The following is a 20,779-nucleotide window of genomic DNA, read 5'->3' on the forward strand; positions in this document are numbered from 1 at the left end:
TGCCACCGGCCCGGATGATGTTGGCCGGACCGGCATAGCTCGTCCCACCCAAAACCCTCGCGGCGTTTCGCACAAGAGTGCATATCGTCGTAATCGGGGCCGACGATCTCCGTTTTCTGCGCGTTTGCTGGGTGTTTTCGAGGCCGGGAAACTCCGTTGCACCGTATGACCAGCATCGCCCAGGATGCCTGCATGAGCACGACGGGGGAGCGCGCACGGCGCGCGTTCGCGGCGCCCACGGGGGTGGCGCCATGAGCGCGCGCCTGCGTGGCATCGCACAGCAGACGGAGCAGATCGTCGAGGCGGGGTTCTATCGCGCCTGTGACGGACGCGAGGTGTCCATCGGGGCCGGGACCGAGGCCGCACGGGCCGGTACGCGGATGTACGGGCCGGATCCCGTGCCCGTGCCGCAGCTCGCGCCCGGCGACACGTTCGTCGAGGTCACGGGCGAGAGCAGTCTGGAGGCCGCCCGTCGGCTGGGCGGTGTGCCGGTCGTCCTGAACTTCGCCTCGGCCCGCAACCCGGGCGGTGGCTATCTCAACGGCGCCCAGGCCCAGGAGGAGGCCCTGTGCCGCGCCTCCGCGCTGTACGCCTGTGTGCGGGAGGCCAGGGACTTCTACGACCATCACCGGGCCCACCGCGACGCTTTCTACACGGACCGTGTCATCCACTCGCCGGCCGTCCCCGTCTTCCGGGACGACCGCGGCCGCCTGCTGGACGAGCCGTACACCGCCGGCTTCCTGACCGCGGCCGCGCCGAACGCGGGCGTCGTACGGCGTACGGTGCCGCAGCGCACGGCCGAGCTGCCGCACGCCCTGGCGGTGCGTGCCGAGCGGGTGCTGGAGGTGGCGGCGGCCGAGGGGTACCGGCGGCTGGTGCTCGGCGCGTGGGGCTGCGGGGTCTTCCAGAACGACCCGGCGCAGGTCGCGGGTGCCTTCCACGGGCTGCTCGGGCCGGGCGGGCGGTTCACAGGGGCCTTCGAGCACGTGGTGTTCGGCGTCCTGGACCGCACGCCCGGGAACGTGGTCCGGGCCGCCTTCGAGAAGACCCTTCAGGTCCAGCCGTAGCGCTCGTGCAGCCGCTGCCTGACCAGGTTGAACCGCATCCGGTCCAGCGCACAGGCCTCCCGGCGCATACCGTCCTCGTGCAGTCGCAGGACACGGTCGACGTCCACCCAGGAGTCCCGGCCGGTGCGGTCCCAGGGGCCGCTGCCGATCGCCACCCACTCCCGGTTGCCGTCGTGGCGCTTGCTCGACAGCTGCACGGCGAGGAACGTTCCGGCCGCCTCCCGGGCGACCACGAGCACGGGCCGGTCCTTGCCCCGTCCGTCGTTCTCCTCATAGGGCACCCAGGTCCACACGATCTCGCCCGGGTCGGGGTCGCCGTCGTGCGCGGGTGAGTACTCGGTGCGCACCCGGCCCACCTCGCGGACGTCGGCCTCGGTGGTCGCGGTGGGGCCGAAGCGGCCGGGGACGTGTCCATCGGTAAACGCAGTCACGGGGGCACCTTAGAGGCTGCCCCCGTGATCAGTTGTGACGGGTCACTTGTCGTCCATCGGCACCTTCTGAGCCGGCGGCGGCGTCGCGATCCCGTTGAGGGACGAAGTGCCCGCCGGTTCCTGTCCGTTCTGGTTCATGGACGCCAGCAGCTGACGTGCCAGCCCCAGCCCGGTGCCGCCCATGGTGAGCGCCTTGGCGAGCATGTCCGCCATGCCGTCGGCCCCGTTGAGCACGACCATGTTGTCGACGCTGCCGAACGCGGACGCGCCCGCCCTGACGATCTCCGGCCAGTTCTCGGCGAGTTGCTGCGCGACCACCGCCTCCTGGTTCTCGGCGAGAGCGGCGGCCCGGGCCTTGATGGCCTCCGCCTCGGCGAGACCCTTGGCCTTCGTCGCCTCGGCCTGTGCCAGACCCCTGGCCTGAGCCGCCGCGGCCTCCGCCTCACCGGTGGCCCGGGTCGACGCGGCCATGGCCGTACCCCGGGCCTTGGTCGCCTCGGCCTCGGCACCCGCGGCCGTCTTGACCCGGGTCGCCTCGGCCGCCGCCGCCAGCTCCGTCTCCTTCGCCTTGGCCTGGGCCGCGGAGATCCGCGCGTCCCGCTCGGCCTCGGCGAGTGTGCGCTTCTCGTAGGCCTGGGCGTCCGCCGGCTTGCGGACGTCCGCCTGGAGCTGCTGCTCGCGCCGGTTCGCCTCGAGTTCGGCGATCCGGGTTTCCTGGACGACGACCTCCTGCCGGGCCGCGGCGTCCGCGAGCGGACCGGCCTGGCGGGCTTTCGCGCCCGCCTTGTCCCGCTCGGCCTGGTAGCCGGCCTGGAGGATCTCGCTGTCCCGGGTGGCCTCCGCCATCCGTGCGAACGACTTCTGCTCGGCCTCCGTGGCCAGCCGGTTCGCCTCCGCCTGCGCGATGCGCGCGTCCCGCTGGACGGCCGCCGCGTGCGGCATCGCCAGGTTCTGGATGTACCCGGTCGGGTCCTCGATCTCATGGATCTGCAGGGAGTCGACGATGAGCCCCAGCTTCTCCATCTCCGTGCCGCAGGCGGCCCGGGTCTGCCCGGTGAGCTTCTCCCGGTCGCGGATCATCTCCTCGACGGTCAACCCGCCGACGATGGACCGCAGATGACCGGCGAACACGTTGTGCACCCGCTCCGACATCAGCTTCTGCTGGTCGAGGAAACGGCGCCCCGCGTTGGCGATCGACACGAAGTCGTCGCCCACCTTGAAGATGACCACGCCCCGCACCTTGAGCGGAATGCCCTGGTGGGTCACGCAATCCACGTGCAGCTCGGTCTCGTTGAGGTCCAGCGAGAGCTTGCGCACCGCCTGCACGCCGGGCAGCACCAGCGTGCCGCGCCCCGTGACGATGCGGAACCCCATGCCTTCCTCGAGGCCCTCGGTCTTGTGCTTGGAGCCGGAGATGATGAGCGCCTCATTGGGCTCGGCCACGCGCCACATCATCTTGAACACACCGATCAACGCGAGGACGGCCACGACCGCGACCCCCGCAACGACGCCGATGACCATCGGCATTCGCCCCCTTTGGATGGTGCCCTTTCGGCACCGAACGAAGGGAGTGTGCGCCTCGCCGAGGCCGGGGTACAGACCCTTGCGGATCCTTGTCACAACCTTGACGCACAACGCTCTCACCTGCGGTGGAGCATGCTCAACTGTCGTACGCCGCCTGGACGTAGACGGTTCTCGGCGCCTGGTACTCCACCACCATCACCACGGTGCCCCGCTCGATACGGTCCGTGCCGGTGGCCGCGTAGGCGAGAAAGTGCTCGGCGCCGCCCCGAACCCGGACGATCACCTCGCCGACGAGCCCGGGCCCCACCGTTCCGGTGACCCGACCCATGAGCCCGACCATCGACGCATCGTCCATGGTCACAGGGTAAGGGCCGAACGCCGTCACGCGGCCGGGGAATCCGTCGCGATCTCCCGCACCGGCGGCCACGCCTCGTGCCAGCGCAGCTCCGCCTCCAGCTGCGCGGCCAGCGAGATCAACAGCGGCTCGCTGTTCGCCGGACCGAGCAACTGCGCCCCGACGGGCAGCCCTTGGCCGACGAACCCGGCGGGGACGTTGACACCGGGCCAGCCCAGCACGTTCCACGGCCAGGCGAAGGGACAGGCGGCGATCATGGCGCGGTCGGTGGCCAGTCCGCCCAGCTTCAGCATCGAGCCGATGCGCGGCGGGGGAGCGGCCGTGGTCGGCGCGAGGATCACGTCGTACGACGTGAAGAATCCGCCGATACGACGGTGCAGGACCGCCTCGGCCCGCCGCGCCGCCCGCAGCGGTGCCCCGCCGAGCAGTCGGCCGAGGCGGGCGGCGTCCCGGGTGCGCCGGTCGAGCAGCGCGGGGAAGGGGGCTTCGCCGACCCGCTCGGCGAGACCGACCGTGGCGCGCGGGATGAAGGTGAGCCCGATCTGTCCGTACGGGGGGTCGGCCTCCTCGACGGTGTGCCCCAACGCGGCGAGTTTCCCGGCGAGTTCGACGACCTTCGCCCGTACCTCGGGCTGGAGCCGTGCGGGCAGCGCGGTGAACGGCGGCTTCAGGGCGAGTGCGATGCGCAGCCTGCCGGGGTCGCGTCCGACGGCGCCCGAGGCGTCGACGGCGGGCGGCCGGTGTGGGTCGAGGTCGTGGTTGCCGCTCGCCGCGTCCAGCAGGAGTGCGGCGTCGGCGACCGTGCGGGCCAGGGTGCCGTTGACGGTGATGCCCTGGAAGGACTCGCCGCGCGGCCAGGTGGAGATGCGGCCGCGCTGCGGCTTGATGCCGATGAGATGGGTCCAGGAGGCCGGGATGCGCACCGATCCGGCGCCGTCCGAACCGAGTGCGGCCGGTACGAGGCCGGCGGCGACGGCGGCGGCCGATCCGCCCGAGGAGCCGCCCGGGGTGTGCTCCGCGCTCCATGGATTGCGGGTGGCGCCGAAGGCGGGTCCCTCGGTGAAGGGCCACTGCCCGAACTCACACGTGTTGGTCTTACCGACGACGACGGCTCCGGCCGCCCGCAACCGCCGTACGGCTTCCCCGTCCTGAGCCACCGTGGGGAACTCTCCCCGGCAGCCGAACGCGGTCGGCTCGCCCGCCACATCCATGTCGTCCTTGACGGCGACGGGTACGCCGAGCAGCGGCCTGCGCACTCCGGCGGCGCGTTCCCTGTCCGCCGCGTCCGCCTCGGCGAGCGCGGCCTCGGCCCGGACGACCCGGAAGGCGTTGAGGGACCCCTGGCTGGTGGCGATCCGCTCCAGGGCCCGCTCCACGAGGGCCCGGGAGGTCACCTCTCCGTCGGCCAGGGCGCGGGCCGACTCCGCCAGGCCGGTGGCACGGTCGAGCGCCATGTGAACCCCTCCGCGTTTGGAGCGCGTTGTCTACCGAACGGTAACCTGTGGAAGCGCTGTCCCGGAACGCTCGTGGCGGGGGCGGAAGTTCAGTGCACGGCACAGCTTTCCCATAGGGCTCACCAGGTCGTGCGCAAACCATTGACGCGATTCGGCCTCGCCCCTACCTTCTGATCGACTTTCCGAACCTCGTTCGGCATGTCGGACACCAGAGCCGCGTTGTTTGTTTGTCCGAGGAGAGCCGCCCGTGACCACACGACCCCCCGCACCGTCCCGTCGTACCCTGCTGCGTGCGATGGCGGCCCTGCCCGCCTCGGCCGTGCTGATGGGCGGCCTGCCCGGCGCGGCCTTCGCCGCCGCCCCGCCGAGCGGCTCCGCGACCCGCTACACCATCGTGCCGTTCCTCAACAGCAACGACGGCACGGTGAACGTCTACCAGTCGGACGACGCCCTCGACTTCCGGCTGCTGAAGTCCTCGGCCTACACCCCGCCGAGCAACAGAATCCGCGACGCCAGCATCTTCAAGCACACCAACGGCTACTACTACATCACCTACACCACCCACACCTGGCAGGACGCCAGCACCACGATCGGCTTCGCCCGCAGCTCCGACCGGGTCAACTGGACCTTCTTGTACGACTACACGGTCCCGATCACCAATCTGTCCCGGGCGTGGGCGCCGGAGTGGTTCGTCGACAGCGACGGCAGTGTGAACGTCATCGTGTCCTGCTCGGTCACCAGCGACGAGTGGATCTTCACGCCGTATCTGCTGAAGGCGACGAACTCGGCGCTCACCACGTGGAGTTCACCGGTGGCCCTCTCCGGCATCGGCTCGAACCATATCGACACCTTCCTCGTGAAGATCGGCTCGACGTACCACGCGTTCACCAAGAACGAGACGACCAAGTACATCGAGTACGCGACGGCCTCCTCGCTGACCGGCCCCTACACGATCTCCAGGACCGGCGACTGGGCCGGCTGGGGCAGCTACCGCGAGGGCCCGGCGCTCGTCCAGCTCGACAACGGCGCCTGGCGGCTCTTCTTCGACGGCTACGGCGACGGCAAGTACTACTACAGCGACAGCTACGACACCTTCGCGACCTGGTCCGCCCCGGCGGCCCTGCCCGTGGTCTCCGGTACGGCCCGTCACTTCACGGTGATCAAGGAGACGGTGACGGGCGGCCCGAGCCTGGCGAGGAACGTCACGCGGTCCTTCCAGTCGGCCAACTACTCCACCCGCTACTGGCAGACGCAGTCCTCCCTGCTCAACCTCCCGGTGGTGACCAGCTCCAGCACCACCGCCGAGAAGACGGCGTCGACCTTCACCGTCGTCGCGGGCCTCGCCGACTCGGGCGGCTACTCCTTCCGCGACTCCTCCGGCAACTACCTGCGCCACTGGGACTTCCGCGCCCGCTTCGACGCGAACGACGGCACGTCGACGTTCGCCAAGGACGCGACGTTCATCGCCCGCACGGGAACGGCGAGCGGCTCGATCCGCTTCGAGTCGTACAACTACCCGGGCTACTACCTGCGCCACTACAGCTACCAGCTGCGGGTGGATCGTTCGGACGGCACGGACACCTTCCGCCAGGACAGCTCGTTCACGCCGGTGACGGCCTGGGCCTGACCCCCACACCTGTTGACGTGGGCAGTCGCACCGGTGACTGCCCACTCCTTCCTGAGGACGATGTCGAAGGACATCGAGGTCCACCCAGGGATCGCCCGGGACATCTCGGCTGTCAAGTCCTGTGCGGCTACGGGGACTCGGGGCTGATGTCCTCCAGGGCGAGCAGGACGCGGGCGAGTGCGGGATTGCGCGAGTGCCGGGGCCACAGCAGATGCAGTTCCACCGGTTCGGGCACCCGCGTGGCCACCGGCACGAACGTGACGTTCGGGATGCCGAGCAAGGTCGCGGAGGCAGGGACGAAGGCGATACCGCGGTCGGCGGACACCAGCCACAGCATCGTGAGCACCTGACTGACGCTGTGCACCACGCGCTCCTGCGCCAGCGGGACCAGGCTCACCATCAAGTCGTAGAAGTACCGGGCCTTTTGCTGCGAGTGGAAGATCAACGGCTCACCGGTGAGGTCCTCTGCGCCCACGGGCCGGTCCAGGCCGGCAAGCCTGTGCTCGGCGGGCACCGCGAGCAGCAACGCCTCCCGCTGGAGCAGCCGGGATGCGAAGAGCTCGGAGTCGAACGGCGGGCGGGCGAGGCCCAGATCGAGGTCCTCGCCGGACAGCGCCGCGACCTGCTCGCGGGTGACCATCTCGAAGAGCTCGATGCGTACCTGCGGCAACTGCTGTTCCAGCCGGTTCAGGATGCGGCCGAGCGTGCCGAACGTCGAAGCCGCGGTGAAGCCGAGCCGGACCACGCCGCGTGATCCCGAGTGGATGCGCAGCGCCAGATGCGGCGCCGCCTCGGCCATGGCGAGGATCCGCCGTGCCTCGACCAGGAAGGCCTCACCGGCCGGAGTCAGCTCCACTCGACGGTTGTCGCGATCGAGCAGCTGGACGCCGACGGCAGCCTCGAGCTTCTGTATCTGGCGGCTCAACGGCGGCTGGGTGATCCGCAGTCGCGCGGCCGCCCGGCCGAAGTGCAACTCCTCGGCAACGGCGACCAGTCCGCGAAGTTGCTCCAGGGTGTACCCCATGCACAAAAGGTATCAGTCGATGCACTAACGGAGTTGGACAGGCATGAAGCGCGGTCATAGGCTGCGCGACGCTGAGGACCCCGGCACTCTCTCCCTACACAGCGCCTGAGGAGAACTCATGCAGAAGAGGCTCGGGGTGCGCCCCCGCATCACGGCGGCTGCCATGCTCGTCGCCGCACTCGCGCTGGCCGGCTGTGGTGGGAACGTCGGGGATCAGAAGTCCGGGGACGACGCCGCTTTCCCGGAGCGCGGGATCACCCTCCTCGTCGGCCAGGACGCCGGCGGCAGCACCGACCTGATCGCGCGAGCGGCCGCCGATCCCGCTGGCTCCGACCTCGAACAGGCCATCACCGTGCTCAACAAGCCCGGCGCCAACGGCGCCCTCGCCGCGAAGGAGCTCGCCGGGGCCGAAGCGGACGGCTACACGGCGATGGTCTTCGTGGGCTCCCTCGCCTACATCACCCCGCTGGCCGTCCCGGCCGACGAAGCCGTCGACATCCAGGACTACGAGGTCGTCACCGGCCTCTCCCAGGACGACTACGTCCTCGTCGCCAGCGCCAAGTCCCGCTTCAAGACGGTCAAGGACGTCGTCGACGCCGATCAGGCCGTCAAGTACGGCACCACCGGCGTCGGTACGGGCAGCCATCTCAGCCAGGCACTGCTGTTCTCCCAGGCCGACGTCGACGCCACCGCCGTGCCCTTCGACGGCGGCGCCCCCACCCTCACCGCGGTCATGGGCGGCCAGGTCGACGTCGCCTCCATCCAGCTCGGCGAGGCCCAGCCCCAGATCGAGGCCGGCAAGGTGACCCCGCTGGTGACGTTCGCGAAGAAGCGGCCCTCGTACATGCCGGACACCCCGACCGCCGTCGAGGCGGGCTACGACGTCCCCGTCCAGCAGTCACGCTCGATCGTCGTCCCCAAGGGCACCCCCGATGACGTCGTCGCGCGGCTGCGCACAGCGTTCCAGAAGGCGTTCGCCACCGCGGAGTACAAGGACTTCAACACCCGGCGGCTGCTCACTCCCCACGAGGTCGACGGTCCCACCGTGCTTCGCGAATGGACGGGCGCGCTGAAGAACTACCGCGACCTCGTCGGCCAGTACAAGATCGACCTGAGCGAGAACTGATGGGTTCGCCCACGGACACTCCGTCGGCCGCGGGTGAGCCCGCCGACGAGAGCCGGCCACCGGCGGCGGGCCCGGTGACCCAGCTCGTCACGGCCGTGGTCGTCGTGGCGCTCGGCGCCACCGCGCTCACGGGGGCGCTGAACCTGGGCGTCGGGAGCCCCGCCGAGCCCGGCCCCGGCACCTGGCCGGCCCTCGTGAGCGCGGCACTGACCGTCCTCGGTGTCCTCCTGGCCGCCCGCGCCCGGCACATGGACGACGCCGAGCGGTTCACCCGCACCGGCCTGCACGTCCTCGTGGCCGTCGGCAGCATGGTCGCGTTCGTGGCGCTCGTCGGCGTCATCGGCTTCGAGATCCCCGCGACGCTCCTGGCCTTCTTCTGGCTCCGCGTGCTCGGACGGGAGAGCCGGCGGACCTCCGCCGCCGTGAGCCTCGGCCTCACCGTCGTTCTCTACGTGCTGTTCGTCGGCGCGCTGGAGGTCACCGTCCCCCACCTGTTCTGACCCGATACCGCCCCTGTCTGGGAGGCCAGTTGGACGTGTCCCCCGTGCTCGACGGCTTCGCCGTCGTTCTAGAACCGGCCAACCTTCTGTACTGCCTCATCGGCGTGGTCATCGGCATGCTGGTCGGTGTCCTGCCCGGTCTGGGGCCGGCCGCGACCATCGCCATCCTTCTCCCGGTCACCCTGGGCATCGAACCCGTGACCGCGATCATCATGCTGGCGGGCATCTTCTACGGCGCGCAGTACGGCGGCACCGTCACCTCCGTACTCCTGCGCCTGCCGGGCGAGGCGTCCTCGGTGGTGACCGTCTTCGACGGACACGCACTGGCCCGTCAGGGCCGGGCGGGCACGGCCCTGGGCATCGCCGCGATCGGCTCCTTCGTCGGAGGAACCCTCTCGGTCATCGCACTGACCCTCGTGGCACCCCTGGTCTCCGAGTTCGCCCTGGACTTCGGCCCGCCCGAGTACACGCTGCTGGCCCTGCTCGGCATCCTGCTCGTGGCCACGGTCTCCAACGGCGGCCTGCTCAAGGCCCTCATCGCCGCGGCCGTCGGCCTGCTCCTGGCCACCGTGGGGCGCGACGGATTCACCAGCACCGAACGCTTCACGTTCGACAGCCTGTCGCTCGCCGACGGCCTGGACTTCGTGCCGATCGCCATGGGCCTGTTCGGCCTCGGCGAGATCCTCCACACTCTGGAGGAGCGCCACCGCGCCGTACACGCGCCGACCACCGTCGCCAACGTCTGGCCGAGCCGGAGCGACCTACGGCAGTCCTCCGGAGCCATCGGTCGCGGCGGCGTCCTCGGCTTCCTCCTCGGCGTCCTTCCCGGAGGCGGCGCGGTACTCGCCTCGCTCGCCGCCTACGCCCTGGAGAAACGCAGGTCACGCCATCCCGAGCGGTTCGGCCACGGCGCCGTCGAAGGGGTGGCCGCCCCCGAGACCGCCAACAACGCGGCCGCCACCTCGTCGTTCATCCCCCTGCTGTCCCTGGGCATACCCGCCAACGCCACCATGGCGGTCATCTTCGGTGCCCTGCTGATCCAGGGCATCACCCCGGGTCCACAGCTCGTCACCGAGCATCCCGAGCTCTTCTGGGGCGTCGTCAACTCGATGTACCTCGGGAACATCCTCCTGCTGATCATGAGCATCCCGCTGGTCGGACTGTTCGTGCGCATCCTGCGGATACGCCCGTCCGTCCTCGCCCCGATCACGGTGCTCATCACGCTCATCGGCGCGTACACCGTCAACAACAGCGTCTTCGACATGGGTGTGGTGGTCTTCTTCGGCGTCATCGGATACCTGATGAAGAAGCTCGGCTTCGACCCGGGCCCGCTCGTGCTCGCCTTCGTCCTGGGATCCCTGCTGGAGACCTCGCTGCGCCGCTCGTTGCTGCTGTTCGACGGAGACCCGAGCGGTTTCGCCACCCGCCCGATCTCCGGAACCCTGGTCGTGCTGTTCCTCGCCGTGGCGCTGGCTCCCGCCGTACGCAAGGCCTGGCACCACCGCAAGGCGTCTTTGGACCGGGACAAGGAGACGGTGTGACCGCGTCGTCGGGCCGGGCCTACAGCGGCGCCGGGGAAGAGGCACCGGCGATCAGCAGTCGGGGCGTGCCCGTGCCGTTCGCGGGCACGCTCCACAGGTCGCTGGTGCCGACCTTGCCCTCGGCGGGCAGCGCGTAGGCGACGGTCTCGTCGTCCAGCCAGGTGGCCTGGTCGTCGACGCTGTGGCGTTCGGCCAGGGGTGTCTCCTTGAGGGTGCGCAGATCGAGGACGTACTCGCGCCAGAGGTCGGTACGCGAAAGCACCCGCTTCTTGAAGGCGACCCGGGTGCCGTCGGGGGAGAGGGAGGGGCACTCCACGTTCTCGAGCAGGGTGGTCACCGTCTGCCGGGAGAGCGAACCGCGGACCAGGTAGGTCTTGCTGTCCGTGTTCAGGGTGGCGTAGAAGGTGTCGTCGTCGCCGGCGAAGGTGACTCCCCAGAAGTTGACGTCCGCCGCCTTGTAGGACCTGCCGTCCAGATCGATGGAGAACGTCTCCAGGCTGGGGATCAGCTTCATGGTGCGGGTGTCCAGGACCGAGGTCCTGGTGGAGAAGAACGCGGACGCGTAGGACTCGCCCGAGACGAAGACGGTCCAGGCGACGAAGCGGCCGCTGGGGGAGACCCGGGCCCGGCTGGGGGTGCCCGCGAGCGAGTAGGTGTGCCGGGTACGCAGGTCGGAGTCCAGGAGCAGGGCCCGGTTGTTCTGCTTGAGGACGCCGGTGTCGGACTGGAGGCACACGCCCGTGCCGGCGGCCGCGTAGAAGCGCGCGCACTTCAGGTCCGAGGCGGTCCGCCCGCTCTCGGGCTCGGTGGACGGGACCGAGGCGACCGCGGTGCGGTGCGGGCCGGCGGCCGCGTTGACGAACATCAGCCGGTCCTTCTGGCCGAGCGTCACCTTGCCCCCGCTGACGGCGGGGCCGCCCGCCTGCGGCCGGTTCGCCCGGTCCGCGCGGTCGGCGGCGCGCAGGACCATGCCGGTCCCCAGCCCCGCGAGCAGCAGCACCGCCGTGACGAGGACGATCAGGCGGCGGCGGAGCGGTGTCATCTGGTTCCTCTTCGCTGGAGTCGTCATCGGGTCCCGCTTCGTCGCGGTGGTCATCGGGTGCCGCCCGTCGGCCTCAGCACCAGGCCCGCGACGGCCGCGCAGCACAGCAGCCCGACCGCGGAGCCGGCCAGCGCCGGGCCGTAGCCCCACATCGTCCAGGCGGCGCCGAATCCCAGCGAGCAGCAGAACCGGGCCAGCGCCTGGCTGGTGCCGACGATGGCGAGACCGCTGGCGCGCAGATGCTCGGGCACCGTGGCGGCCAGGGCTGCGGGGAGCACCCCGTCGGTGGCGGCGTAGAACACGCCGTGCAGGGCGAGGACGAGGAAGGGCAGGGCCGGTGTGGCCGGGGCCCACAGCAGCAGCGCGTAGGCGGTGAGCAGGGCCAGGTGCCCGGCGAGGAACACGGTGTGCCGTCCGACCCGGTCGGCCAGCGCGCCGAGGGGCACGGCCAGCAACAGGAAGACGACGGCGGTGCCCAGCGGCAGCAGCGGGAACCACTCCTCGGGGAGGCCCGCGCGCCGTTGCAGGAGCAGGTAGACGAAGGCGTCGCTGACGGTGGTCAGACCGAGCAGCGCGGCACAGCCGGCGAGGGCCCGCAGCCGCGGCAGGCGGAGCAGGGCGAGCGCCTCGCGGACGCGGACCGGTGGCCTGCCCTGCGGCGCGTCCGCTGCGTCGGGCGGAGTGTCCTGGCGTACGCCTGACCTGGGCGGCGCTGTGTCCTGCCGCGTGGCCGCGCCGTCGCGCGGGGTCTCCAGCCGTGGGCCCGCAATGCCGGGCAGGGTGTCCTGGCGTCTGCCCGGCACGAACAGCACCAGGACGACCACGCCGAGCACGGCCACGCACGCGCTCACCCCGAAGACCGCGTCGTAGCCGTCGGCCGCCGCGTTCAGGATGAGGAACGCCGCCAGCGGGCCGAGCATCGCGCCGGTGGTGTCCATGGCCCGGTGGATGCCGAAGGCCCGGCCCTGGCGCTCGGCCGGTGTGGACAGGGAGATCATCGCGTCGCGCGGGGCGGTGCGCAGGCCCTTGCCGGTGCGGTCCAGGGCGAGGACGGTGCCGAGCGCGCCGATGCTGCTCGTGAGCAGGAGGAGCGGTTTGCACAGCGCGGACAGGCCGTATCCGAGCCCGGCGATCAGCTTGTGGTTGCGTACCCGGTCGGCGAGGTGACCGCCGGTGAGCTGGACCAGGGCGCTGACGCCGTTGTAGACACCGTCGAGGGCGCCGAAGCCCAGGGGACTGAAGCCGAGAGTGGTGACGAGGTAGAGCGGCAGCACGGCGGTGACCATCTCCGAGGAGATGTCGGTGATCAGGCTGACCGTGCCCAGCACGAGCACGACCGGGGCGACCTTAGGCCGCAGGCCGCGTCTTCGGCCCCGCTCGGTGTCCGCCCCGGCGGGTGCGGAGCGGTCGGTGAGGTACATGTCCAGGACTCCAGGTGCGCTGCGTTCAGTTCTGCCGGCTGCTCTCGTCCCGCAGCCAGGTGCCGAAGTCCTGGGCCCTGACGGCCTTTTGGGCCTTGCGCCGGGCGACGACCGCCGCGGCGACGAAGACCAGGACCGCCGGGAGGAGCTTCGGCTCCCCGCGGAGCAGGGTGGTGAGATCCGCCTTGCTCGTGCGGGCGGTGGCCTCCTCCGGGCCCCGGTGCTGCTCGACCTGGGTGGTGGAGACCGCGGCCCGGATCCGCCGATTGATCAGATCCGGCCAGGTACGCGGCGGGTGGACGACGACTTCGGCCGCACCGACCACGAGCCGCTCCGCGGGGGCGAACGCCAGGGACGCCGCCAGGTCGTCCGCCATCAGCGGCGGCAGCGCGGCGATCCGGGCGTGCCCGGCCTTGGAGACCGCGATGACACCCCGGCCGAACAACCCCTCGCGCACGACCGGCAGTTGCTGCCACACCCGGTAGTAGGCGCGCACCCGCCAGGCGCAGCCGTCCAGGGGGATCCGCCGTTCGGGCGCGGTGGCGAGGATGCCCGAGGCGCCGTCGTCCAGGGGTTCGGTCAGTGCTCGTACGTCGGCTCCCGTGATCACGACATCGGCGTCCACGTAGACGCGGGGGAAGCCGCGCGCGTGATCGTCACCGGCCCGTAGGGCGAGGTGCTTGGAGGGGGTGGGTATCTCGACCACCCGCACACGTGGGCCGCGGGCGGCGGCGATCCGCGCCGTGTCGTCCGTGCAGCCATTGCATACGACCACGATGTCGTTTTCGTCCTCGCGGGATTCGGAATCGGCCAGAAGTGAATCCAGTAACCGGGCGATGACTTGCGCTTCGTTGTGGGCCGGGATCACGATGCTCGTCACCTGGGCAGTATGCAGTCGATGTCACTAATGCGATGTGTGTTTCGTCCAACTGTTCCCGTGACTGTGTCCGGTGGTCTAGATTGAGGGCCGCCGAGACGGTTTGGTGGGGAACGCGAGGCCGCGAGGCACAGGCCAACATGTAGGGGACATGCGGCGGTTGGGGAACCGCTGAGGCTTCTTTCTTTCATCTGCCGTTGTGCCGGGGGCGCAGCGGTGTTCGGTCAGGGGTAACCGCGCACGTGGTGGGGGGCGCATGACCATTGAGGTCACGCATGAGCAACTGGATGTGGAACGCAGGAATCCACAAGACCGCCGAAGACCTTGGGAAAAGAAGTACCGGATAGTCCTGCTGGTCGCTGACGGCCTCGCGGCCGTCGTCGCGGCTCTGGTGATCCACGCGGTGTACGGCCGCTGGGCGGTGGCTCTGGTGCTGCCCCCGGTGTGGCTCGCGGCCATGGCGGCCCACCGGTCCTACGACCGCAGGGCCTTGGGACTGGGAACCGAGGAGTACCGGCGTGTGCTCCGGGGCGCCGTCGCCCTGCCGGCGCTGGCCGCCGTCGCGCACTGGACGTTCACGCAGGACCCGGGCCTCTTCCATGACATGACCATGGCCGCAGTGCCGGCCGCCGCGCTTGCCCTCCTGGTCCGGTACGCCCTGCGCCGCCGGCTGCACCGGCGATGGGCCCGGGAGCGGGGCGGAAGCGCGACGCTCCTGGTCGGTCCGTCGCGCGGCATCGTGGAACTGGTCGCCGTGCTGCGGCGCGGCGGAGTCCAGGAGCTGCAGGCCGCCGGAGTGTGCCTGAGCGACCCGCAGAACGCGGCGGAGATCCGCAGGCTGGGGCTCCCGGTCCTCGGCGGGGTCGACACCATGGACGACGTCATCCGGGCCCTGGGCATCGGCACCGTCGTGGTGCTGCCCGCGCCCGAGTACGACGCCTCCGTACTGCGCCGCATCTCCTGGACGGCCGCCGTGCAGGGCGTCGACTTCCTGCTGGCCCCGGTGCTGGCCGACGTCTCCGCCGCCCGGCTGACCGTGCGGCCCACCAACGGGGTGCCGCTGATGCGGATCCAGGCGCCGAACCTCTCCCGGGTCTCCCGGCTGCCCAAGGAACTCCTGGACCGCGCGCTCGCGTCGGTGTTCCTGCTCCTGCTCGCCCTGCCCATGCTGGCGATCGCCCTGATCGTCCGGCTGGACAGCTCCGGCCCGGCACTCTTCAGGCAGCAGCGGGTGGGCCGGTTCGGCGATCAGTTCACCATGTTCAAGTTCCGCACGATGCGGCCCGACTCGGAGGCTCTGCGGGCCGAGTTGGAACACCTCAACCAGAACAGCGACGGACTGCTGTTCAAGGTCAAGGAAGACCCGCGGATCACCCGGGTCGGTTCCTTCCTGCGCCGCACCTCGCTCGATGAACTGCCGCAGCTGCTCAATGTGATCGGCGGCCACATGTCGCTCGTCGGCCCCCGCCCGTCCCTGCCCGAGGAGGTGGAGGAGTACCCGTCGGAGGTCAAGCGGCGGCTGCTCGTGAAACCCGGCCTCACCGGGCTGTGGCAGGTGAGCGGCCGCTCCGATCTGCCCTGGGACGAGGCGGTCCGGCTCGATCTCGGATACGTGGACAACTGGTCGATGGGCCTGGACCTGTCGATCCTGGCGCGCACCGGATCCGCGGTGGTGCGCGGAACGGGGGCCTACTGATGGACCGGAAGAAGAGGAACCAAGTGACCGAGACCGCGGAGCCGTTGGGAGTCGCAGTCGTCGGGGCCGGCTACTGGGGTCCCAACCTCGTCCGTAACTTCCAGGCCAGCGAGCGGTTCCGGCTGCGCTGGCTGTGCGACCTCGACGTGGAGCGGGCCCAGCGGGTCCTGGGCGGCTACTCGACCGTCCGGCCCACCGCGGACTACGCGGCCGTCCTCGCCGACCCCTCCGTCGACGCCGTCGCCGTGGCCACGCCCGCCGGCACCCACCTCGACATCGCCCTGGCCGCCCTGCGTGCCGGGAAGCACGTCCTCGTGGAGAAGCCCCTCGCGGCGACCTACGCCGACGGGCTGCGCCTGGTGACCGAGGCGGAGGAGCGCGGGCTGACCCTGATGTGCGACCACACCTACTGCTACACGCCCGCGGTGGGCCGCATCCGGGAACTGGTCCGCTCCGGTGAACTCGGCGAGATCCACTTCGTCGACTCGGTCCGGATCAACCTCGGGCTCGTCCAGAAGGACATCGACGTCCTGTGGGACCTGGCACCGCACGACCTGTCGATCCTGGACTTCATCCTCCCCGACACCGTCGAGCCGGTCGCCGTCGCCGCCCACGGGGCCGACCCGATCGGCGCCGGACAGGCCTGCGTGGCCTATCTGACGCTCACGCTCAACACGGGTGCCATCGCCCACGTGCACGTCAACTGGCTGTCGCCGACCAAGGTGCGGACCACCATGGTGGGCGGCTCCAAGCGCACCCTCGTCTGGGACGACCTCAACCCCGCCCAGCGCGTGGCGATCTTCGACCGGGGCGTGGACCTGGCCTCGCCCCAGGAGATCGGCGCGGACGAACGCCGGGACATGCTCATCTCGTACCGCTCCGGCGACATGGTCGCCCCCGCCATCGGCGAGAAGGAGGCGCTGCGCAGCATGGTCGACGAGTTCGGCGACGCGATCCGCCGGCGCCGCTCGCCGCTGACCGACGGCCGGGCCGGCCTCAGAGTCCTGGACATCCTCGAAGCGGCCTCCCGCAGCCTGGAGTTCCGCGGTGCGGTCGTCGGCCTGCGCACCGGCCACTGACCGTTCGCACGCATGGAGACATTCCTTGAGAAGTCCGCTGAGAGGGAAGTGCAGTTGAGCAGCGTACGAGGCAAGAAGATCCTGGTCACCGGGGGAGCGGGCACCATCGGCTCCAACCTCGTCGACCTCCTGGCCGAAGGCGGCGCCCGCGAGATCGTGGTGCTGGACAACTTCGTGCGCGGACGGCGGGCCAACCTCGCCCAGGCGTTGCCCAGCGGTGTCGTGGAGGTCGTCGAGGGCGACATCCGGGACATCGACACCGTGAAGAAGGTCACCGAGGGCGCCGACCTGGTGTTCCACCTCGCCGCGATCCGTATCACCCAGTGCGCGGAGGAGCCCCGGCTCGCCAACGAGGTGCTGGTCGACGGCACGTTCAACGTCCTGGAGGCGGCGGCCGCGGCCGGTGTGACCAAGGTCGTCGCCTCGTCGTCGGCGTCCGTCTACGGCATGGCCGAGACCTTCCCGACGACCGAGCGCCACCACGCGTACAACAACGACACGTTCTACGGCGCGGCCAAGGCCTTCAACGAGGGCATGCTGCGCAGCTTCCACGCCATGTACGGCCTGGACTACGTGGCGCTGCGCTACTTCAACGTCTACGGCCCCCGGATGGACATCCACGGCCTCTACACCGAGGTGCTCATCCGCTGGATGGAGCGCATCGAGTCGGGCGAGCCGCCGCTGATCCTCGGCGACGGCACCCAGACCATGGACTTCGTCGACGTCCGCGACATCGCCAGAGCCAATGTGCTGGCCGCCGAGTCGGATCTCACCGACGAGGTGTTCAACGTCGCGTCCGGTACGGAGACCTCGCTGCGCGAACTCGCCGACGGTCTGCTGGAGGCGATGGGCGCGTCCGGTCTGGAGCCGGTGCACGGGCCCGCCCGCGCCGTCAACGGGGTGAGCCGGCGCCTCGCGGACACCTCGCGGGCCGCCGAGCGGCTCGGGTTCACGGCGCGAATCGATCTGCGTACGGGGCTCAAGGACCTGGTGGAGTGGTGGCGCGCGGAGCGGGAGGCGGCCAAGTGAGTACCGACCGCATCCCCGTGATGATCCCCTGGCTCGGCGAGGAGGAGGCCCAGGCCGCCTCCGAGGCGGTGCTGTCCGGATGGGTCGCCCAGGGCCCCCGGGTCGCCGCGTTCGAGCGGGCCTTCGCGGAGCGGGTGGGCGCAGAGCACGCCGTCGCGGTCAGCTCGTGCACCACCGCCCTGCACCTGGCGCTCGTCGCCCTCGGACTCGGCCCGGGCGACGAGGTCGTGGTGCCCTCGCTGTCCTTCATCGCCACCGCCAACGCCGTACGGTACGTCGGCGCCGAGCCGGTGTTCGCGGACGTCGACCTGGCCACCGGCAACCTCACCCCGGCCGACGTCGACGCGGTCCGCACCCCTCGCACCAGAGCCGTCCTCGCCGTCCACCAGGGCGGCGTACCGGCCGATGTGCACGCTCTGCGCGCCGCCTGCGCCGACTGGGACCTTCCCCTCGTGGAGGACGCGGCCTGCGCCATCGGCTCCACCGTCGGCGGCAAGCCCGTCGGACACGGTGCGCTGATCGCCGCGTGGTCCTTCCACCCCCGCAAGCTCGTCACCACCGGCGAGGGCGGCATGGTCACCACCGACGACGCCGAGTGGGCCGCGCGGCTGCGCCGGCTGCGCGAGCACGGCATGAACGCCTCCGCGGCGGACCGCCATGCGAGCGACAAGCCGGTCCTGGAGAGCTACCTCGAGGTCGGCTACAACTACCGGATGACGGACGTCCAGGCCGCGATCGGTCTGGTCCAGCTCGGCAAGCTCGACGCGATGATCGCGCGCCGCCGCGAACTGGCGGCCCGCTACGACGAGTTGCTGCGGGACGTCTTGGGCCTCACCCCCGTGCGCGACCCCGCGCACGGGCAGAGCAACTTCCAGTCCTACTGGGTGCTGTTGGACGGGGACTTCCCCGTCGGCCGGGACGATCTGCTCGCCGCGCTCGCCGCGGCCGGTGTCTCCGCCCGGCGCGGGATCATGGCCTCACATCTCGAACCCGCCTACGCGGGCCACCCCGGCGCGCCGCTGCCGGTCACCGAGCGGATCACCCGGGACTCGCTGATCCTGCCGCTGTTCCACACGATGACCGAGGCCCAGCAGGACCGCGTCGTGGCGGCCCTGCGTGAACAGGCCCGCAGATGAACGAACTGGTGATCATCGGCGCGGGCGGCTTCGCCCGGGAGACCGCACAGGCCGTACTCGACGCGGGCGAACTCAAGCTGCTCGGACACCTCGACGACAACCCCGCCCTGCACGGCACGGACGTCGACGGGGTCCCCGTCCTCGGCGACTGCGACCTGGTCCACGCTCTGCCCGGGGCCCGCGTGGTGATCTGTGTGGGCAACCCCCGGGACTACGCGGCCCGCGCCCGGCTGGTCCGCCGACTCGGCCTGCCCACGGACCGCTACGCCACCGTGGTCCATCCGACGGCGGTGGTGTCGGCGACCTCCGAGGTCGGCCCCGGCTCGGTCCTGCTCGCGCACTGCGTGCTGACCGCCGCCGTCAGGGTGGGCGCGCAGGTCGCGGTGATGCCGCACGTGGTCCTCACCCATGACGACGTGGTCGAGGACCACGCCACGCTGACCTCCGGCGTCCGCCTCGGCGGGGGAGTACGGCTGGAGCGCGGGGCCTATGTGGGTTCCGGTGCTCTGGTCAGGGAGGGCACGACGGTCGGTGCCTGGTCCCAGATCGGCATGGGGAGCAGCGTGCTCGGCGACGTTCCGCCGGGCGAGGTCTGGGTGGGGAGCCCGGCCCGACGACTTCGCGCGGCCGAGGCGCCCGCGCTCGACGAACTGCGACGCGAGCAGGGCTCGCGCCACGAACAGTGGGGGGACCACTGACATGAACCAGATTCCGCTGGTGGACCTCAAAGCGGCCCACGAGGAGGTCGCCGACGAGGTACGGGCCGGATTCGAACGGGTCCTGGCCAACACCGCGTTCATCGGCGGCGACGAGGTCCGTCACTTCGAGCGCGAGTACGCCGACTTCGGCTCGGTCGCGCACTGCGTGGGTGTCGCCAACGGCACCGACGCCCTCGAACTAGCCCTGCGCGTCAGCGGAGTCGGACCCGGCGACGAGGTCGTCGTCCCCGCCAACACCTTCATCGCCACCGCCGGCGCGGTGGCCAGGACCGGTGCGACACCGGTCCTCGCGGACTGCCTCCCCGACACGTATCTGCTCGACCCCCAGGCGGCACTGGACGCGGTCGGTCCGGCCACCCGTGCGGTGGTACCCGTGCACCTCTACGGCCAGATGGCCGACGTGACGGCCCTGTCCGGCCAACTCCCCGGCCACGTACGGATCGTGGAGGACGCCGCCCAGTGCCAGGGCGCCACCCGCGACGGCCGGTCACCGGGCAGCGGCCTGATCGCGTCCACCAGCTTCTACCCGGGCAAGAACCTCGGTGCCTATGGCGACGCGGGCGCGGTACTGACCGACGACGGGGAACAGGCCGACCTGGTGCGCGCGATCGCCAACCACGGCGGCGTCGCCAAGTACCGCCACGACGTCCCGGGGTTCAACAGCCGGCTGGACGGGCTCCAGGCCGTCGTCCTGCGGGCGAAGCTCGCCCGGCTGGCGGACGGCAACGCCGCCCGACGGGCGGCCGCGGCCCGCTACGACGAGCTCCTGGCCGACCTGGCGGCCGGCGGCCAGGTGGTGCTCCCGACGACGGACACGGGCAACGTCCACGTCCGGCACCTGTATGTCGTCCAGGTCGCCGGCGCGGACCGCGACGACATCGTCGGCAAGCTCAACGCCGAGGGCATCGGTGCCGGAGTGCACTATCCCGCCCCGGTCCACCTCACGCCGGCGTACCGCCATCTCGGCCACGCCCGGGGCGACTTCCCGAACGCCGAGAAGACGGCGGACCGGATCCTGTCGCTTCCGCTCCACCCGCACCTCACCGCCGACCAGCAGCAACGAGTCGTGGACACCCTCGCCCACGCCCTGCGCGGCTGACCGGCCCCTCAACACGCTCCACCCCCACGTCA

At 70.9% G+C, this 20,779-nt stretch carries 19 protein-coding genes; 11 read left to right on the forward strand and 8 right to left on the reverse strand.

Translation table 11 applies throughout. From position 1 onward, the window contains the following. Window positions 1-251: 251 nt before the first annotated feature. Window positions 252-1,067 carry a TIGR02452 family protein gene (locus tag TN53_RS11270; RefSeq protein ID WP_046258356.1) on the forward strand — a complete coding sequence of 272 codons (816 nt, stop codon included), beginning with the start codon at window positions 252-254 and terminating at the stop codon, window positions 1,065-1,067. Here TN53_RS11270 and TN53_RS11275 read toward each other — a convergent pair. The 4 genes from TN53_RS11275 to TN53_RS11290 all read right to left on the reverse strand — a co-directional run bounded on the left by TN53_RS11275 (window position 1,052) and on the right by TN53_RS11290 (window position 4,831). Beyond that, window positions 1,052-1,498 (reverse strand): type II toxin-antitoxin system PemK/MazF family toxin, encoded by a 447-nt coding sequence (locus TN53_RS11275; RefSeq protein WP_046258357.1) that lies wholly within the window; start codon window positions 1,496-1,498, stop codon window positions 1,052-1,054. The two genes, TN53_RS11270 and TN53_RS11275, sit on opposite strands and share 16 nt — an antisense overlap. Before the next feature lie 42 nt (window positions 1,499-1,540). Beyond that, window positions 1,541-3,025, reverse strand: a complete 1,485-nt coding sequence (locus TN53_RS11280) for an SPFH domain-containing protein (protein WP_046258358.1) — start codon at window positions 3,023-3,025, stop codon at window positions 1,541-1,543. Window positions 3,026-3,158: 133 nt separating this feature from the next. Then, window positions 3,159-3,377 (reverse strand): hypothetical protein, encoded by a 219-nt coding sequence (locus TN53_RS11285; protein ID WP_171139045.1) that lies wholly within the window; start codon window positions 3,375-3,377, stop codon window positions 3,159-3,161. 26 nt (window positions 3,378-3,403) lie between these two features. Next, window positions 3,404-4,831 carry an amidase gene (locus TN53_RS11290; protein ID WP_046258359.1) on the reverse strand — a complete coding sequence of 476 codons (1,428 nt, stop codon included), beginning with the start codon at window positions 4,829-4,831 and terminating at the stop codon, window positions 3,404-3,406. Window positions 4,832-5,078: 247 nt separating this feature from the next. Here TN53_RS11290 and TN53_RS11295 point away from each other — a divergent pair, with 247 nt between their 5' ends. Beyond that, window positions 5,079-6,458 (forward strand): glycoside hydrolase family 43 protein, encoded by a 1,380-nt coding sequence (locus TN53_RS11295; RefSeq protein ID WP_046258360.1) that lies wholly within the window; start codon window positions 5,079-5,081, stop codon window positions 6,456-6,458. A gap of 127 nt (window positions 6,459-6,585) precedes the next feature. Here the strand turns inward: TN53_RS11295 and TN53_RS11300 are convergent, their stop codons facing one another. Then, on the reverse strand, window positions 6,586-7,482 hold the full coding sequence (locus tag TN53_RS11300) for a LysR family transcriptional regulator (protein ID WP_046258361.1): 897 nt from the start codon (window positions 7,480-7,482) through the stop codon (window positions 6,586-6,588). Between the two features lie 118 nt (window positions 7,483-7,600). On the opposite strand from TN53_RS11300, the gene TN53_RS11305 reads away from it, so the two are divergent. Genes TN53_RS11305 through TN53_RS11315 form a run of 3 tightly spaced genes read left to right on the forward strand, consistent with a single transcriptional unit; the run spans window position 7,601 to window position 10,649 of the window. Next, window positions 7,601-8,608 (forward strand): tripartite tricarboxylate transporter substrate binding protein, encoded by a 1,008-nt coding sequence (locus TN53_RS11305; RefSeq protein ID WP_046258362.1) that lies wholly within the window; start codon window positions 7,601-7,603, stop codon window positions 8,606-8,608. Next, on the forward strand, window positions 8,608-9,108 hold the full coding sequence (locus TN53_RS11310) for a tripartite tricarboxylate transporter TctB family protein (protein ID WP_046258363.1): 501 nt from the start codon (window positions 8,608-8,610) through the stop codon (window positions 9,106-9,108). Before TN53_RS11305 ends, TN53_RS11310 begins: the two co-directional genes overlap by 1 nt. 35 nt (window positions 9,109-9,143) lie before the next feature. Beyond that, complete coding sequence (locus TN53_RS11315; RefSeq protein ID WP_234441564.1) at window positions 9,144-10,649, forward strand: tripartite tricarboxylate transporter permease; 1,506 nt, start codon at window positions 9,144-9,146, stop codon at window positions 10,647-10,649. A gap of 19 nt (window positions 10,650-10,668) precedes the next feature. Here the strand turns inward: TN53_RS11315 and TN53_RS11320 are convergent, their stop codons facing one another. Genes TN53_RS11320 through TN53_RS11330 form a run of 3 tightly spaced genes read right to left on the reverse strand, consistent with a single transcriptional unit; the run spans window position 10,669 to window position 13,992 of the window. Then, complete coding sequence (locus TN53_RS11320) at window positions 10,669-11,691, reverse strand: hypothetical protein (RefSeq protein WP_046258365.1); 1,023 nt, start codon at window positions 11,689-11,691, stop codon at window positions 10,669-10,671. 50 nt (window positions 11,692-11,741) lie between these two features. After that, entirely contained in the window at window positions 11,742-13,112 is a 1,371-nt protein-coding gene (locus TN53_RS11325) for an MFS transporter (RefSeq protein ID WP_046258366.1), read from the reverse strand. A gap of 25 nt (window positions 13,113-13,137) precedes the next feature. Further along, a complete protein-coding gene (locus TN53_RS11330) occupies window positions 13,138-13,992 on the reverse strand; it encodes a glycosyltransferase (protein ID WP_052745178.1) in 855 nt (284 codons plus the stop codon). 253 nt (window positions 13,993-14,245) lie between these two features. On the opposite strand from TN53_RS11330, the gene TN53_RS11335 reads away from it, so the two are divergent. From TN53_RS11335 to TN53_RS11360, 6 genes are read left to right on the forward strand one after another with little or no spacing between them, the layout of a single operon-like run. Further along, window positions 14,246-15,685, forward strand: a complete 1,440-nt coding sequence (locus TN53_RS11335) for an exopolysaccharide biosynthesis polyprenyl glycosylphosphotransferase (RefSeq protein WP_046258368.1) — start codon at window positions 14,246-14,248, stop codon at window positions 15,683-15,685. Between the two features lie 23 nt (window positions 15,686-15,708). After that, window positions 15,709-16,764, forward strand: a complete 1,056-nt coding sequence (locus TN53_RS11340) for a Gfo/Idh/MocA family protein (protein ID WP_199924552.1) — start codon at window positions 15,709-15,711, stop codon at window positions 16,762-16,764. A gap of 48 nt (window positions 16,765-16,812) precedes the next feature. Beyond that, window positions 16,813-17,793 (forward strand): SDR family NAD(P)-dependent oxidoreductase, encoded by a 981-nt coding sequence (locus TN53_RS11345; RefSeq protein ID WP_234441565.1) that lies wholly within the window; start codon window positions 16,813-16,815, stop codon window positions 17,791-17,793. Next, window positions 17,790-18,929: a DegT/DnrJ/EryC1/StrS family aminotransferase gene (locus tag TN53_RS11350; protein WP_095046434.1), complete on the forward strand. Its 1,140-nt coding sequence runs from the start codon at window positions 17,790-17,792 to the stop codon at window positions 18,927-18,929. The genes TN53_RS11345 and TN53_RS11350 overlap by 4 nt, the downstream gene beginning before the upstream one ends. Then, a complete protein-coding gene (locus TN53_RS11355) occupies window positions 18,926-19,627 on the forward strand; it encodes an acetyltransferase (protein WP_046258370.1) in 702 nt (233 codons plus the stop codon). The genes TN53_RS11350 and TN53_RS11355 overlap by 4 nt, the downstream gene beginning before the upstream one ends. Before the next feature lies 1 nt (window position 19,628). Beyond that, window positions 19,629-20,747, forward strand: a complete 1,119-nt coding sequence (locus TN53_RS11360) for a DegT/DnrJ/EryC1/StrS family aminotransferase (RefSeq protein WP_046258371.1) — start codon at window positions 19,629-19,631, stop codon at window positions 20,745-20,747. Window positions 20,748-20,779 lie beyond the last annotated feature (32 nt).

Source organism: Streptomyces sp. WM6386 (genome assembly GCF_000972385.1).
Lineage (GTDB): Bacteria > Actinomycetota > Actinomycetes > Streptomycetales > Streptomycetaceae > Streptomyces.

Coding starts and splice junctions, on each gene's coding strand:
- TN53_RS11270 (WP_046258356.1), top strand. CDS start 252: ATGAGCGCGCGCCTGCGTGGCATCGCACAGCAGACGGAGCAGATCGTC.
- TN53_RS11280 (WP_046258358.1), bottom strand. CDS start 3,025: ATGCCGATGGTCATCGGCGTCGTTGCGGGGGTCGCGGTCGTGGCCGTC.
- TN53_RS11285 (WP_171139045.1), bottom strand. CDS start 3,377: ATGGACGATGCGTCGATGGTCGGGCTCATGGGTCGGGTCACCGGAACG.
- TN53_RS11290 (WP_046258359.1), bottom strand. CDS start 4,831: ATGGCGCTCGACCGTGCCACCGGCCTGGCGGAGTCGGCCCGCGCCCTG.
- TN53_RS11300 (WP_046258361.1), bottom strand. CDS start 7,482: ATGGGGTACACCCTGGAGCAACTTCGCGGACTGGTCGCCGTTGCCGAG.
- TN53_RS11305 (WP_046258362.1), top strand. CDS start 7,601: ATGCAGAAGAGGCTCGGGGTGCGCCCCCGCATCACGGCGGCTGCCATG.
- TN53_RS11310 (WP_046258363.1), top strand. CDS start 8,608: ATGGGTTCGCCCACGGACACTCCGTCGGCCGCGGGTGAGCCCGCCGAC.
- TN53_RS11320 (WP_046258365.1), bottom strand. CDS start 11,691: ATGACACCGCTCCGCCGCCGCCTGATCGTCCTCGTCACGGCGGTGCTG.
- TN53_RS11325 (WP_046258366.1), bottom strand. CDS start 13,112: ATGTACCTCACCGACCGCTCCGCACCCGCCGGGGCGGACACCGAGCGG.
- TN53_RS11335 (WP_046258368.1), top strand. CDS start 14,246: ATGACCATTGAGGTCACGCATGAGCAACTGGATGTGGAACGCAGGAAT.
- TN53_RS11355 (WP_046258370.1), top strand. CDS start 18,926: ATGAACGAACTGGTGATCATCGGCGCGGGCGGCTTCGCCCGGGAGACC.
- TN53_RS11360 (WP_046258371.1), top strand. CDS start 19,629: ATGAACCAGATTCCGCTGGTGGACCTCAAAGCGGCCCACGAGGAGGTC.